This window comes from Streptomyces sp. HUAS TT11 (assembly GCF_051553595.1).
Taxonomy (GTDB): Bacteria; Actinomycetota; Actinomycetes; order Streptomycetales; family Streptomycetaceae; genus Streptomyces.
The window spans coordinates 8025960-8040556 of record NZ_CP196184.1 but is presented as its reverse complement, the minus strand read 5'-3'; the positions used below and the strand labels follow the sequence as shown (position 1 = coordinate 8040556).

Sequence of the window (14597 nt, the reverse complement as noted above, 5' to 3'; positions counted from 1 at the left end):
ACCGCTGCGCGGCTCCACACCGAGGAAGTCATTCCTCCCAGGACTGAAACCCCGGGCTTCCTGACTAGAGACAGGTGCAAGTCTCGCACAGGCCCGCGGAGCTGTTCGTCGCGTTCGACGCCCCCGACCCGATCGCGCATGCCGGGTTGGTTTCCCACGATCCGGCTGGCCGAGCGGTGCGGTCTGTCCGCGCTGGTGGCCGAGAAGGTGAAGCTCGCCGGTGCGGGTAACGGTTCCCGGAGGGTCGGCCCAATATCCTGCGCGAAGTATGGCCTGGAGGTTCCGGTCGGCGGCGGGGGCCCAACACTAATGATCAACGGAGTCACCAGGGGGAGCCCGCAGCATGACCGGTACCACGGAGGCCCTTGGCGAGTCGGCTGCAGTCGACGATGCAGCACAAAGCGTCACGCGTCCGTTCTACGTATACGCCGTGCTCGCCAACACGCTGTTCCAGCGCGGCGTATTCGTCCTCTTCCTTCAGCAGCGAGGCTTCTCCGCCGGGCAAGTGGCCCTGCTTCAGACACTGCTCTACCTGGTCAGCGGACTTGCGGAGTTGCCGACGGGAGTCATCGCCGACCGAATCGGCAGGCGTGCCAGCATCGTGATCGGCCAGGTGCTGATAGCTGGATGTCTGCTCGGTCAGGTGGCGTTCTCCAACTACTGGGTGTTCCTGACGCTGTTCATCAGGCAGGGCGTGGGCATGGCATGTGTATCCGGTTCGGACACAGCCCTGCTGTACGACCTGCTCGTGCGTCGTGGTGCAACGGCCGGCTACGTCAAGATCAAGTCCCGGTTCACCATGCTCGGGACGGTCACCTCGGGAGCCGCCATCGTCCTCGGCGGCCAACTGCAGCGGATTTCCTGGGGAATCGTCTACGTCGGTTCGGCGGCGTGCCTCGTCGTGGCCGTGGTGGTGCTGATGTCACGGGTGCCCGAGATCCGCGGCGTGGACGCGGTGGACGAGCAGGACGGAGCCGAGGAGGCGCACGGCGACGCCACAGCATGGCGGGCGATGCTTCGGGTCGCCACGCCGGCGCTCGTGACGCTTGTCGTGGTGTCCGGCTTGATGCATGCGACTTTGACGCCATACATCATTTTTACGCAGAAGACCCTCTCCGATCAGGGCGCGGGCACCGCATTGGTCAGCGCGGTCATCTCGGCGGGATTCTTCGCCGGCGGGCTCACTCCATTGCTGTCGGACCGCGCGGACCGGCGCATCGGGTATCGGGTCATCGTCCCGGTGTCTCTCCTGACCCTCGCCGTGGCGCTGGGCCTGAGCGGCCTCGGCCTTGTCCAGGTCACCATCGCCGCGTTCCTGGTCCTGGTCGGAATTCCCGAGATCACCGCCGTGATCGTGGACAACGTGTTCAACGAGGCGGTGCCGTCGCGCCACCGGGCGAGCCTGCTGTCGATGATCGCATTCGTGGAGTCGGCGCTCATCGGCACCGGCTATCTCGTCCTCGGCACGCTCATGGACGGATGGGGCTCCAGTGTGGGCATGGCCACCTACGCCGCGGTCCCCCTGCTGGCATGTCTCCTGTGGCTCCCGGTGCTCTTCCGAGGGGCACGGGTGACCACCGAGATCGAGAAGCCCGCCGACCAAAAGGCATCCTGAAACAGACCGTCTCGAGCAACGCCCCTGCCCGATGGCAGGGGCGTCGCTCGTTGACATGTCGCTCCCAGCGGCGACGGAGCTGTCACCGCGACGATCAGCGCCAAACAGGACGGGAAGAATCGTCCCACTGCGGCAGCTGTTCAGCCTGGCGCCACCGCGCAACGGTCGGTGTGTGGACGGCGACATGAGAAGAGGTGCCCGCTGACCTGCGAGAATGGGAGTTTCTACGCTTCCGTCCGCCGCTCACAGCAAGGAAGGGTGCCGGGACGGCCGCCGACGCGAAGGCCCTGTCGATCGTGGGCGGGATGGTGGCCGGCGCGGACGGCATCGACGATCTGGACGTGCTGCGCCACGGCGGGCTACCCGTTGTTCGGCGGCGTGCGTGCCCCGTCCACTCGAATTGTGTTCCCTTCAGCGGGGACCAAGTGCTCGACGCGCACCGCCCAACAGCTCCGAGCGTGCCTCACCCTCGCCCGGACACGGCGCTTGGGTACTTCGACTGTCCCCTCCGGGCGCGCGACACGGCTCGTGGGGAAACGGACCATCCCGGGGGCGTAGGACTTGCCCTACTTCACCGGGCCCGTGGATTACGATCCGCACCGCAAGGGATTGATTGCGCCCCCTTCGCTTACGCAGCCGGGCGCTTCCATGACGGGTCACGGCCCGCCATTCCCAGAGCCCGGTCAAACAACGGCGCCGTGGGCGACACGCTGACCTCAGGGCCGAACACCCCGTACTGCCTCGCCATCTCGGCCTTGCCGGCGATGTCCTCGTACAGCACTGCGGCGAGTTCGTCGTCCACGTTCAGTTTCTGCCCGGTGGCCACCGCCAGGTCCCAGCCATGCAGCAGCCATTCGCCCAGCACGATCCCACCGATGAAGGGTGCCGGCATCCGCCCGCTCCCGGTCAGCGCCGTCTCGCCGACCCATGCCTCCGGAGCGCTCCAGACGGCGGCGGTCGCCGCCGACCGGGCGGCAAACGCCTCGGCCCAATCCGGCTCCGCGATGAAGGCGTGTCCCTCAGCCACGTCATTCTGTGCCTGCGGGGGCTGCTTCAGTCCCGCGGCGTGCCCCCGCACACCGGTCAAGAAGATCAGGTGATTCAGGAGTGCCCCGACCTTCAGCTCCGGACACGGCGTGCACTCGTCGAACGCGTCCGGCCCGATCCCTCGGACGATGTCCACCGCCGATTCGGCGGCTCGGGCCATCACAGATCTCGTCTCCACGTCATCCCTTCCCGGTTGCCGTCAGGCACGGTAGACAGGGTGACGATGACGGGTATTGAACAAACGCGACAGCGGGCCATCCTCGACCCGCGCACCGCAGCCGAGCGGTTCCGACTCGGCCACGAGCCGGCCCCGGCGGATCTGACCCCGTTCGTGGACGGGTACTGGATCCTCCACTGGGACCTCACCGAACCGCATCGGCAGCAAGTCCTCACTCACCCGGTGGTCCACCTCACCTTCACCACCGGTGGGCAGGCCCAGATCACAGGCATCGTCAGCGACACGTTCACCCGAGAGATCTCCGGCACCGGCCGGGCACTCGGCTTGCGATTCCGACCCGGCGGCTTCCGCCCCTTCCTCACCGCCCCGGTGTCCACCCTCACCGACCGAGTCCTGGACATCGAAGAGATCTTCGGCCCGGGAGCGCGCGCAGCAGCAGACGCCATCATCACCGAACCCCGCGTGCCCACGGCGCTCCACCTCGCAGCCACGCTCCTGCGCGACTTCCGGCCTGCGCCCGACCCCGCCATCGACAATGCGGCCGGGCTGGTCGAAACGATCAGCAGCGACCCTGCTGTTCTACGGGTGTCCCAGCTGGCCGCGATCGCCCACATGAGCGTGCGCCAGTTGCAGAGGCTGTTCGCCGAATACGTCGGCATCGGACCCAAGTGGGTGATCCGGCGAGCCCGCATGCAGGAAGCCGCCGCACGTGCTGCCACCGACCCGCAGGACTGGTCCGCTCTCGCGGCGGAGTTGGGCTACGCCGATCAAGCGCACTTCACCCGCGACTTCACCGCATGCATAGGCACCTCCCCGGCGAAGTACGCGTCTTCGGCGGGACGCCGGAACGACGCCTGAAGGACCCGAAGCCACCGGCGGGCTGTGGCACGCGGCGCCGTCAAGGTCAAACGCTCGGCCGAGTTGCTTCGGGATGAACCGGCCAGAGCTGTGTCCGTAGTCGACGAGAGCAGCGTGAAGCTCGGATCGTCTCCCACATGTCCCCCTGAGAGGGCGCGACGCGGACAGGCCTAACTTGCCTTGGGTCGCGCTGCACCTTTGTCCGAGGCGGACTCTTGTGCGTCCTTGAGAGGAGAGGTCTCCTCTTCCCCGAAGTCAGGGGCCTGGAAGGGGTTGGTGGTCGGAAGCGGCGATGCTGCGGTGGGGCGGCAGGGCGGCGTCTCCACGGCGGAAAACAGCGAGGTCAGATCGATGAGGGGTCTCTCTTTCGTTGCAGGTCCCCTGACGGGGCCTGGGTGTGCCGTGACCGGGCACGGCGGCCCTACAGCTTGGTCATCTTGGCGTACGGGCTCAAGATCCGCATTTGCGCCGAGCCGAAGTCCACGAGGGCTGCGGTTCCCTCCTCGATGCCGATCACCCGGCCGAGGCCGTACATGTCATGTGTGACCTGGTCACCCACGGCGAAGTGCTTGGGAGCCGGGGGGACAGGGGCCTTGAACGGGCTGGTAGGCAGATGACGCTTGGGCGCAGCAGGCTTTGTCATGGTTCAGTATGCGCCTCCACGCATTCGATTCGCTGTGGCCGTCAGCACAGATCCGGTCGAGAACAACCGGATCATGCCGCTGACCAGGGGTTTCGAGTGAAAATGAACCCTGGATATCCTTCGCTGACCGTGGCTGGCTCTGCATCCGACTCGGTTACGGCACGAACCTCGGCCGACGACTGTCGTAGACGGCGACCCCTCCACCCCGTGAACGCGGTGTCTTCTCGCTGTACCGGTTGGGCTTGGCCACGGACCGGTGCGCAGCTGACGGTGATCGGATCGGTACCCTGCGCGGCGCCCGGATACTCGGCGTGTTCCGGCAGGCCGTGATGGTGCTACACCGGATTCTCGACGGCACACGGGTACGGGAACCGGCCACGGATGACGCCGTCGGCACTCGATGAAGCTCACCAGGTGTCACCGGCCTCGTACGAAAGACGTCCATGGCGCGGTGCGAAGTCGTGGCCGGGCCACTCTCCAAGGCAATCAGCATGACCTTGCATTCCTGACTGCCCTTTCGCGGCCGATACGGGCGTCCTGCGGGTAGGCTCCGGCGTCGTGTAGAGCACATCCGAGGTTCGACTCTCTTCTCAGGTCCGGCCGCTCTCGGGTGGGACAACAAGGCTGCCGGCCAAAGGAGATGAACGGAACTCCAGCACGTGGTGCTCATCGCTTCGCCTGCTCTGGTGCCAAGCCTCACCGGACCGGTCAACAGCACGGCGGCAACCGCTGCGCAAGTGGGAGGGACGAAATCATCGGAGACGAGCCACTCGCCTCTCCTCGGGAGGTGGGACGGGGCGACGCAATGTATGAGGTCGGCCAAGAGGTAGAGCTCTCTATGGAGGAGGTCTACGCCCGCCGCTACGGCAAGATGACGAGGTTCGCCCGGAAGAAGCTGCGCGAAATGCACGTGCCCGAGACTTTCGTCAGCCCCGAGGACATCGTGCAGGACGCCTTCGCCAAGGCACTCCGAAACCCCTCCCCCATTGAGCAGCCCCAGGCATACCTCTTCCGGATCATCACACGGGAGATCCAGAACCACGCGAGGCGGGAGAGCCAGTACGCGCAGCCAGCAGCGGAGTCACAAGCCGACATCCGTGTGGAGATCGACGACGTCAGTGAAGTGCTCTCCGATCGTCGCGACCTACACCGGGCCCAGGCCACCCTGCCCGCGGAGCAGTCTGCAGCGGGGTGGGCGACCCAAGCCTTGAACTGCACCCAGGCGACATACGCGGGCCGGGTGGACAGAAAACCGGGCGCCGCGCGGGCCATGGCCGGTTTGAAGACGACTCTGACCGTATCCGCCGCTCTTGCATCCGTGCTGCTGTGTGCCGCGGGCTCGATCACGATCCACCGCTACAGCGCCGCCAGCCGCAACGGACAGCCTCAGCCCCAGCTGGTGCCGGACATGCCGCAGCCTGCGGTCTACGGCTTGTGGGCAGCGGCAGTCGTGTACGGCCTCATGCTGTTGTTGGTGCTCGCCCTCCGCCCGCTGCTGCGAACAGGGGCACGCGCAAGTCGCCCCGGCTGGTGCGGCCCAGGCCGCTGATCAGGGCGGATGGCCACGGACGGCCCTTGGCCGCAGCTGTACGGGAACAAGGCCGGACCGTTGTCGGTGCCTGGTGACACCATTCGGCCATGAGTGGCGAGTCGTTCAACTGGCATGAGTTCCTGGGACGTTGGCAGGAGGAGTGGATACCGGGCGAGGACGAGGACGGCGGGCAGAGCGCTGTCCCCTTGGGCAGGCCCGGGGCGGGCGAAGCGGCGATCGTCGCGGCGGAGGAGCGGCTGGGGCGGCGGCTGCCACCCTCGTACCGGGAGTTCCTGGCCGTGAGCGACGGGTGGCATGTGGACGAGACGGCCGGTGTCTATCAGCTCGGCGGTGTCGAGGACATCGGCTGGTTCCGGGATCCACACGGCATGACCCCGCTGTATCAGGAGAATCTGGGTGACGACCCGCGCGAGGAGGACGTCCTGCTGGCCGGGATGTGGCAACGGGCGCTGCAGCTGGAAACGGACTCCGACATGTCGTACGCCCTGCTCGACCCGGGCGACAGTGACCAGGACGGCGAGTGGGCGCTCTACGTCTACCGGGGATGGAGCGGTGAACTGCCGGACCGTTACCCGTCGTTCCGCGCGTATATGGAGGCCAAGTACCGCGGCTTCCAATCCGACCGGGCGGGGAGACCCGGCTTCGTGAACGCGACCACTCGCGTCCAGGACGCCCATGTGGATGAGGGCCGACTGCTGGCCCTGCGCGGACGGCACGAGGAGGCCCTGCCCCTGCTCGAGGAGGCGCTGTCCCTCGGTCGGCCACGCAGCGCGACGCTGTTGAACCAGCTCCGGCAGCTGCTGGCTCCGCACAACGCTCAGGGATACGACGACCTGGTGGCCGACGCGCGCTACATGCCTGAGATTCTGCCGTTGGAGGCCATGGCGCCGGCACGCGGCGAATGGCGGCTGGGCGGGGACGACCACTGGCTCAGGATGATGACCGCCCGTGGGGTCGACCGGGGCACCGCCGAGGCCGTACTGAGCGCGATGCGGGACGGCACCCACTCCTACGCGCCTCCGGGTCCATGGGGCCGGGCCGTCGCCGAGGCCCGGGAGTCGGCCCGCTGGGGGGCCACCGATGCCGCGTGGCGGGTGCTGCGCGACGCGCTTGCGCTGTGGGAGGCGCCCGGCCCCTTGCTGATCGCTCCGATCGGTCTGCTCGCCGATCCGGTCCTGGGTCCACTGATCACTCCGGAGCGTGGGCGGGAAATCCTCGCGACACCGCGGGCCGGGGAAACGGGACCCGCTCCCGAGCCAGCGCCCGATCTCGATCCGCCAGGCCTTGCCTGGCTGACGGAGCCTGCGGCGAACGGGCAGCGGTTCGACGGGTACCGCTGTGTCTGGGTCGAGGAAGTCGACCCCGCTCGTCTGCCGGCCCTCATCGGCGAGGAAGGAGCCGAACTGAGCGCACCCGCACATCGCCGCATCATGCCCTGGCGGGTGCCCAACCCGCACGAGCGGGAAGGCGTCGAACTGTGGGAGGACCGGGCCGTGGTCTCCGCAGGCCGAACCGCCGAAGCATGGGCCTTCGCCTTCGACGGCAACTCCCATCGCCGCCTCGACGAGAGGTTCCTGTCCCCCGCTCCAGCCGCCTCATCGTCCGGACGTGCGGTGGTGGTGTGGCGTGACCCAGGACGCTCGTCCCCGCGCCAACACCCGCCCGCCTTCCACCTGTCGGTGGCCGAACAGGGCAAGGAGCTCTACGCGTTCACCGTGCGGGGTACGGAGATCCAGCGCTCCGGCGCGATACCCGAGGCCCTGGACCCCGCACGGCTGTTCCGTCCCGAGGACAGTGAACCAGACTGTGAACTGCGCTTGCTGGAGGCCATGCACACCGAACTCTGGCTCTCGCTCCCCCGCTTCGCGCTGACCCAAGGCAGGCTCAGCACCTTCACCACCCGGTCGTGGACCCGGGCGCCACGCGCGGGCGAAGGGTTAACAACTGTTGTGGTACATCAGTGAACGTCAGTCTTTCTCAACTGTTATCTTGATGGTGTGAAGCTTTCCGAATGGGCGGCGCGCAACGGTGTGCACTACCAGACCGCGTGGGTGTGGGCGAAAGAGGGCCGTATGCCGGTCCCGGTTCGCCAGACGCCGTCCGGGACGTGGCTGGTCGACGAAGGCGCTGCGGCAGTGTCCGGTCGCGTTGTGGCGTACTGCCGGGTCTCGTCGGCGGACCAGAAGCCTGACCTTGATCGCCAGGTGGCCCGTGTGGTCCAGGGGGCCACTGGTCTTGGCCTGCAGGTCGCGGAGGTCGTGACAGAGGTCGGTTCGGGGCTGAACGGACGCCGGCGCAAGCTGCACCGGGTTCTGTCCGACCCGTCCGCCGCTGTGATCGTGGTCGAGCACCGTGACCGGCTGGCCCGGTTCGGCGTGGAACACCTCGAAGCCGTACTGTCCGCGTCCGGCCGGCGCCTGGTCGTCCTCGACTCTGATGAGACGACCGACGACCTGGTGCGGGACATCACCGAGGTGCTCACATCAATGTGTGCGCGCCTGTACGGGCAGCGAGCGGCAAAGAACCGGGCCGCCCGTGCAGTGGCCCTGGCGACCGGTGAGGCCGCCGAATGAAGAGGTTCCAGCCGCAGCCCGGGTTCGTGGTGCAGGCGTACCGCTTCGCGCTCGACCCGAACACCTCCCAGGAGACCGCGCTGCGCTCCCACTGCGGTGCGGCCCGCGCGGCGTACAACTGGGCTGTCGGCTGGGTGAGCGCCTCGTGGTGGCAGCGCAAGGCGGAGGAAACCTACGGCGTTGCCGAAGCGGACCTGACGCAGTGGCGGCCGTGGTCGCTGCCGTCGCTGCGAAAGGCGTTCAACGAGGCCAAGAAGACTGACCCACGGTTCGCGAACTGGTGGGAGGAGAACTCCAAGGAGGCGTACAACACCGGCCTGGCGAACGCGTCGGCCGCGTTCGACACTTACGCAAGGTCGAAGAACGGCGAGCGGCGCGGCAAGCGGATGGGTGCGCCGCGGTTCAAGTCGAAGCGGAAGGCACGCCTTGCCTGCCGGTTCACCACCGGCACCATCCGCGTGGACGCTGACGGCCGACACATCACGCTGCCCAGGCTGGGCACGATCCGCAGCCACGAGCCCACCGCCGGCCTCCTCACCCGGGTGCAGGCCGGACAGCACGCATCCTGTCCGTGACCGTACGGCACGAGCGCGGACGCTGGTTCGCCTCGTTCCAGGCCGAGGTCAAGCGGGACTTCGAACGCGTCACGCGTCCGGACGTGGCGGTCGGCATCGACCTCGGCGTGAAAAGCCTGGCGGTGATGGCCGACTCGACGGGCGAGATCCGCACCGTGCCAAACCCCCGGCACTACGACGGTGCGCTGAAGATGCTGCGCCGCGCCTGCCGGACGGTGTCCCGACGCCAGGGCCCCGACCGCCGCACCGGTCGCAAGCCGTCGAAGCGATGGGAGAAGGCCAACGCCGCCCGCAACAAGCTGCACCACCGCGTGGCGAACATCCGCCAGGATGCCCTGCACAAACTCACCACCGCCGTGACGGCCGAATACGGCACCGTCGTGGTCGAGGACCTGAACGTCGCCGGCATGCTCCGCAACCGGCGCCTCGCACGCCAGATCGCCGACGCCGGATTCGGCGAAATCCGCCGCCAGCTCGGCTACAAGACCCACCAGCGCCACGCCACCCGCACCATCGTGGCCGACCGCTGGTACCCCTCCTCCAAGACCTGCTCCGGGTGCGGCGCGGTGAAAGCCAAGCTGCCGCTGCACATCCGGACCTACGCATGCGACGCCTGCGGCCTGGTCCTGGACCGGGACGACAACGCCGCGCTCAACCTCGCCGCCCTCGCGACGGCCTGCACGACTGGTACCGGAGTGGCCGGAGACCAGGACGCCGTCAAGGCGTCGAAGCCTCGCGGAGCCGACCAGAAGACCCGCGCCACCCGCCACAGCCGCAAGGCCACGACGGGGCGGGCAGGTGGCGCAACCCTGCCGCACCAGCGGCAGACACAAGCGAGAGACCGTACTCACGCCGAAGCCCTCACGCTCCGGTGACGAGACGGACCTTCCGGGCCGGAATGCCCGGAATGCTGAAAGCCACTAAAGCTTTGAGCAATGGTTTGCCTACGCCGTCTTCGCGTGCGGCGTAGGCCCTGAACGCACCGCTCGGCCGTAGCGTCGGCGACCCCCGTGTTGTCGGCAGGGCGGTCGTTCACTCCTTCCTGGGGGGCGGTCCTGGTCTGCGCGCTCGGCGTCCGGGGCGTAGCCGGACGCCGGTACCGGCCGGTGGCTGACTGCCCCTTGTAACGGCGAGTCCGCAGGACAACCTGAGGGCGGCATCGTCGAGCCCGGCATCGGCGATGTGATCCATGACGCCATACGGTGCTGCTACCACTCTGAGTCGGCAGCGGACTTGGATCGCAGTACGTGGACCCGCACGGCGACCTTGTCAGACGGTCTTGACGAGGGTGCCGGCGCCGTCTAGTGCGGCTACTTCGTCGGCGGGGGCCGTGGTGTCGGTGACGAGGGTGTGGAGGAGAGCGGAGGGGCCGACGAAGGCGTGGGCGGTGTGGCCGAGCTTGCTGCCGTCGGCGGCGGCGACGATGCGGCGTGCGGAAGCAATGATCGCCTTCTTTACTGTCGCGTCGTCGAGGTCGTAAGCGGTCAGGCCTTCGGCGGCGCTCAGGCCGCAGCAGCCGACGACCGCGGTGTCGAAGCGCAGTGCGGACAGGGAGGCAAGTGTGAGGGGGCCGGTGAGGGCGCCCTCGGCGGCACGGGGCTGTCCGCCCGGTACCAGCAGCGTGGTCGGGCTCGGAGGGTCGCTGAGTACGTGGATGGCCTGCAGCGACAGTGGCATCACGGTGACCTGCCGTCCACGCAGCAGGCGGGCGACTTCCAGGCAGGTGGTGCCGCTGTCGAGGAGGACGGTCTCGCCGTCGGCAATGAGTGAGGACACCTCGGACGCGATCCGGCGCTTGGCGTCGATGGACTCGTGGGCGCGTAGCGCGAAGGGCGGTTCCTCGCCTCTGAGCAGGAGGGTGCGTGCACCGCCGCGGACGCGTTCGAGGACGCCTTGCGCGGCCAAGGTGTCGAGGTCGCGCCTGATGGTCATCTCCGAGGCATCAGTCAGCTGGGCGAGCTCCGAAACCGTGGCACTGCCCGATTCCTTGATGGCCTGCACGATCAGCCGATGACGCTCCGCGTTGCTCATGCAGCGATTGAACACCACAGAGAACGAACATTCAACATGTTCGAAGATGGGTATTTCAAACATATCGAATGTTCGTTATGGTCACCGGCATGGAACGTTCGCTGCGAGCCGCCCGAGTGGCGACCTTCGTCTACTTCATCCTCAACGGCGCCCTGGTGGGCATGTGGGTGGTGCAGATTCCCGCCGTCGAGGAGCGCGTGGGCATCAGCCACGCCACGCTGGGAGGCCTTCTGGTACTGCTGGGCCTCGGTGCCTTCGTCGGTATGCAGGTGGCCGGCCGACTGGCCGACCGTTTCGGGACACGCGCCGTGGTCCCAGCCACCGGCGTGCTCTGCGCTGCGACTCTCGTACTGCCGGGCCTTGCCCGGGATCCCTGGACCTTGGCAGGCGCGCTGCTGATCTTCGGCTTCGGCAACGGCTGTCTCGACGTGAGCATGAACGCCCACGCCGTACACGTGGAGAAGGCGTACGACCGGCCCGTCATGTCGGCCTTCCACGCCACGTTCTCCGTCGGTGGCGTCGTTGCCGCCCTCGTGGGAGCGGGCGCCGCGAGCACCGGCATGAGTCCGGCCGCGACGCTCGGCGCCGTGGGAGCCGTGGGCGTCGTGACCGCGTTGGTCTCGGCACGCGGTCTCCTGCCCTCGGCGGCGGCATCCGCCACCGACACCGCGCAGATCGAGGGAGCACCGGCAGCGAAGCAGCGCACCGCGCCGGGGCGCATCTGGATGCTTGCCGCCCTGGCTTGGATGGTCATGCTGTGCGAGGGAGCCGCCAACGACTGGAGCGCCCTGCATCTGAAGAACATCCTCGACGCGCCTGCGAGTACCGCCGCCTTCGGTTACGGCACCTACGCGGCGACGATGACCACCGGCCGGCTGCTCGCCGACCGCTTCTCCGCACGGTTCGGGCCGATGGCCGTTCTTCGCTACGGCTCGGCCATGGCCGCGGCCGGTATCACGATCGTTGCCGTCTCCCCGTGGATATGGGCGGCGTTCGCCGGTTGGGCGCTGTTCGGCCTGGGACTGTCAGGCTGCATGCCCCAGCTGTTCAGCGCGGCAGGGCACGCCGACCCCGCCGCTGCCGGCGTCAACGTCTCCCGCGTGGCCGGGCTCGGTTACCTCGGCATGCTCGCCGGCCCGGCGATCATCGGTTGGATGACCCATCTCGCGGCGCTGAACCACACGTTCCTGCTACTGACCGTCCTGTGCGTGATCACCGCTGGGACCGCCGGAATCCTGCGCACGGGGCCCGATCGCACACACGAGATGGTACGAGCGGGCCACTGACCGCCTGTGCGGCACGGCCCCTGACACCGTGCCGCACAGGCATACCGTTCACCCCCGTCGTCAACCCCGTGAGAGGGAACCCACCGGCAACGAGTGGGCCGGGACGGACCCGCAGGTGATCACCGCTGCGGAAACCTCACCGTCCCCGACCGCGTCTCAGCGTGGCTGCCGACCCGTCGGCGTCCCGCTTCCCGGCGCCTCGACCGCACCGGTCGCCGGCGTGTCCTCGCTCGGCACCACCAGCTCGCTGGGGGCAAGACCGGCCTCGCCGGACACGGCCGCCAACTCGGAACCAAGTGACTCGGGGGCCTTCACCCGGCGGCTGCGGTCGACCCGTTCGGTCAGCAATGAGGAGACGGCGGCGATGAGGCAAGCGACCACCGCGAACCAGAAGGCCACTACAAGGCCCCGATGGAAGGGCGCGGAGATGAGGTGTGGGAAGAATTCCTTGCTGGTGAGGGTGGCGCCGCCATCCGGAAGGCCGGCGAGGTGGCCGCCGAGCAGCTGCTGGAACGGGTTGTAGCCGAGGAAGGCCGCGAAGAGCACCCCGATCGGCGGCAGATGTGAGATCTGCTGCGCCTGCCCCTCCGGCACGCCCTGCTGCACCAGCCCGTCGTGCATGGCTCCCGGCAGGGTGTGGGAGAGGCCCGCGATCATCAGGCTGAAGAAGATGCCGATGGAGAGCACCATCGCGGAGTTCTGGAAGGTCGCGGTCATTCCGGCACCCGCGCCCCGGGATTCGGCGGGCACCGAGTTCATGATCTCCGCCCGGTTGGGGGAGGCGAACAGGCCCGAGCCCAGGCCGTTGACAAGCAGGAGGAGGGCGAAGAGCCAGTAGTTGAAGTCGGTGGGCAGGGTCATCAGCGCCAGGAAGCTGCCCGCGGTGACGAGGGTGCCGACGACGGTGAAGATGCGGGCACCGAAACGGTCGGAGAGCCAGCCCGAGGCCGGCGCGGAGAACAGGAACCCGATGGTCAGCGGGATCATGTAGATGCCCGCCCACAGCGGTGTCCGTTCGAAGCTGTAGCCGTGCAGCGGCAGCCAGATGCCCTGCAGCCAGATGATCAGCATGAACTGCAGGCCACCTCGACCGAGCGCGGTCAGCAGGCTGGCGATATTGCCCGCGGTGAAGGCGCGCAGCCGGAAGAGCGAGAGGCGGAAGAGCGGATCGGCGACAACTGTCTCGATGCGCACGAAGACGGCCAGCACCACTGCGCCACCGATCAGGGCGGTGAGCACCCACGGGTTTCCCCAGCCCATGGTGCTGGAGCCGTACGGCTGGATGCCGTACGTGATGCCGACGAGGATGGAGATGAGGCCGACGGCGAAGGTGACATTGCCCCACCAGTCCATCCGGGCCCGCTGCCGCACCCCGGTGTCGCGCAGCTTGAGGTACGCCCAGACCGTGCCGAAGACGCCGAAGGGCACCGACACCAGGAAGATCATCTTCCAGTCGATCGGGGCCAGGACACCGCCGAGGACCAACCCGAGGAACGAACCCGCGATCGCGGCCAGGGAGTTGATACCCAGCGCGGTACCGCGCTGCTCGACCGGGAAGGCGTCGGTGAGGATGGCCGTGGAGTTGGCGAAGAGCAGCGCCCCGCCGATCCCCTGGACGATGCGCCAGCCGATCAGCCACAAGGCGCCGGCGCTGCCGTGCAACCAGGTAACGGAGAGCAGGATCGAGCACAGGGTGAAGACGGCGAAGCCCATGTTGTACATGCGCACCCGGCCGAACATGTCGCCCAGTCGGCCGAAGGTCACGACCAGCACCGCCGTGACCACCATGAAGCCCATGAGCATCCACAGCAGATAGCTGGTGTTGGAGGGGTCCAGCGGGTTGAGGTGGATGCCCCGGAAGATGTCCGGAAGGGCGATCAGCACGATGGACTGGTTGATCATCACCATAAGCACGCCGAGCGTTGTGTTCGACAGCGCGATCCACTTGTAGTGACTGCCCCGCTCGAGCGGCGGGGAGGCAGCTACAGGTGCCTGGTCAGGTAGGGACACGGCTTGTCCGTTCCTCCGAATCGTCCGCCGCTCGGGTATGGGGCGGCAACGAAGCGAATTAGGTAGTATACCTAAGCAACCATATCTTGTGTAGGTTACACCCATGCGTCCATGATCTGTCGGCGCGCAGCTGTGCGGGCTGCCTCTGATGCATCAACGGACCGCACGCAAGGGCCGGAGCAGCGATCCCCGCCGGCACCGAAGTCACCCTCTCGCGGCACTGGCTCAA

12 protein-coding genes and 1 pseudogene are annotated in these 14597 nt (G+C 67.8%); 9 read left to right on the top strand and 4 right to left on the bottom strand.

What is annotated here, in order from left to right; translation table 11 throughout:
* Window positions 1–343: 343 nt before the first annotated feature.
* Window positions 344–1615: an MFS transporter gene (locus ACSHXN_RS36100; protein ID WP_438305166.1), complete on the top strand. Its 1272-nt coding sequence runs from the start codon at window positions 344–346 to the stop codon at window positions 1613–1615.
* 245 nt (window positions 1616–1860) lie between these two features.
* A pseudogene (locus tag ACSHXN_RS36095) lies at window positions 1861–2011 on the top strand (IS1380 family transposase); the annotation flags it as partial.
* Window positions 2012–2243: 232 nt separating this feature from the next.
* Here ACSHXN_RS36095 and ACSHXN_RS36090 read toward each other — a convergent pair.
* Window positions 2244–2840, bottom strand: coding sequence for a TIGR03086 family metal-binding protein (locus ACSHXN_RS36090; RefSeq protein WP_438305163.1), 597 nt, complete (start codon window positions 2838–2840; stop codon window positions 2244–2246).
* A gap of 45 nt (window positions 2841–2885) precedes the next feature.
* Between ACSHXN_RS36090 and ACSHXN_RS36085 the strand changes: the two genes are divergently transcribed.
* A complete protein-coding gene (locus ACSHXN_RS36085; protein WP_355130174.1) occupies window positions 2886–3698 on the top strand; it encodes a helix-turn-helix transcriptional regulator in 813 nt (270 codons plus the stop codon).
* Between the two features lie 421 nt (window positions 3699–4119).
* Here the strand turns inward: ACSHXN_RS36085 and ACSHXN_RS36080 are convergent, their stop codons facing one another.
* Window positions 4120–4341, bottom strand: a complete 222-nt coding sequence (locus ACSHXN_RS36080; RefSeq protein WP_331268643.1) for a CarD family transcriptional regulator — start codon at window positions 4339–4341, stop codon at window positions 4120–4122.
* An 838-nt stretch (window positions 4342–5179) separates the two neighbouring features.
* On the opposite strand from ACSHXN_RS36080, the gene ACSHXN_RS36075 reads away from it, so the two are divergent.
* From ACSHXN_RS36075 to ACSHXN_RS36055, 5 genes are all read left to right on the top strand, one after another.
* Window positions 5180–5890 (top strand): RNA polymerase sigma factor, encoded by a 711-nt coding sequence (locus ACSHXN_RS36075; protein WP_438305160.1) that lies wholly within the window; start codon window positions 5180–5182, stop codon window positions 5888–5890.
* 89 nt (window positions 5891–5979) lie between these two features.
* Window positions 5980–7857 carry an SMI1/KNR4 family protein gene (locus ACSHXN_RS36070; RefSeq protein WP_355130178.1) on the top strand — a complete coding sequence of 626 codons (1878 nt, stop codon included), beginning with the start codon at window positions 5980–5982 and terminating at the stop codon, window positions 7855–7857.
* Between the two features lie 33 nt (window positions 7858–7890).
* Window positions 7891–8466 carry an IS607 family transposase gene (locus ACSHXN_RS36065; protein ID WP_355130180.1) on the top strand — a complete coding sequence of 192 codons (576 nt, stop codon included), beginning with the start codon at window positions 7891–7893 and terminating at the stop codon, window positions 8464–8466.
* Window positions 8463–9041, top strand: coding sequence for a helix-turn-helix domain-containing protein (locus ACSHXN_RS36060; RefSeq protein WP_355130182.1), 579 nt, complete (start codon window positions 8463–8465; stop codon window positions 9039–9041). Before ACSHXN_RS36065 ends, ACSHXN_RS36060 begins: the two co-directional genes overlap by 4 nt.
* The gene (locus tag ACSHXN_RS36055; RefSeq protein WP_355130184.1) at window positions 9038–9916 is read left to right on the top strand and encodes an RNA-guided endonuclease TnpB family protein; all 879 of its coding nucleotides are present in this window, start codon (window positions 9038–9040) and stop codon (window positions 9914–9916) included. The genes ACSHXN_RS36060 and ACSHXN_RS36055 overlap by 4 nt, the downstream gene beginning before the upstream one ends.
* 394 nt (window positions 9917–10310) lie before the next feature.
* Here ACSHXN_RS36055 and ACSHXN_RS36050 read toward each other — a convergent pair whose 3' ends face one another.
* Window positions 10311–11072, bottom strand: a complete 762-nt coding sequence (locus ACSHXN_RS36050; protein WP_355130186.1) for a DeoR/GlpR family DNA-binding transcription regulator — start codon at window positions 11070–11072, stop codon at window positions 10311–10313.
* Between the two features lie 89 nt (window positions 11073–11161).
* Between ACSHXN_RS36050 and ACSHXN_RS36045 the strand changes: the two genes are divergently transcribed.
* Window positions 11162–12358, top strand: a complete 1197-nt coding sequence (locus ACSHXN_RS36045; RefSeq protein WP_355130188.1) for an MFS transporter — start codon at window positions 11162–11164, stop codon at window positions 12356–12358.
* Window positions 12359–12514: 156 nt separating this feature from the next.
* On the opposite strand, the gene ACSHXN_RS36040 is transcribed toward ACSHXN_RS36045, so the two are convergent.
* Window positions 12515–14368, bottom strand: a complete 1854-nt coding sequence (locus ACSHXN_RS36040) for an MFS transporter (protein WP_355130190.1) — start codon at window positions 14366–14368, stop codon at window positions 12515–12517.
* Window positions 14369–14597 lie beyond the last annotated feature (229 nt).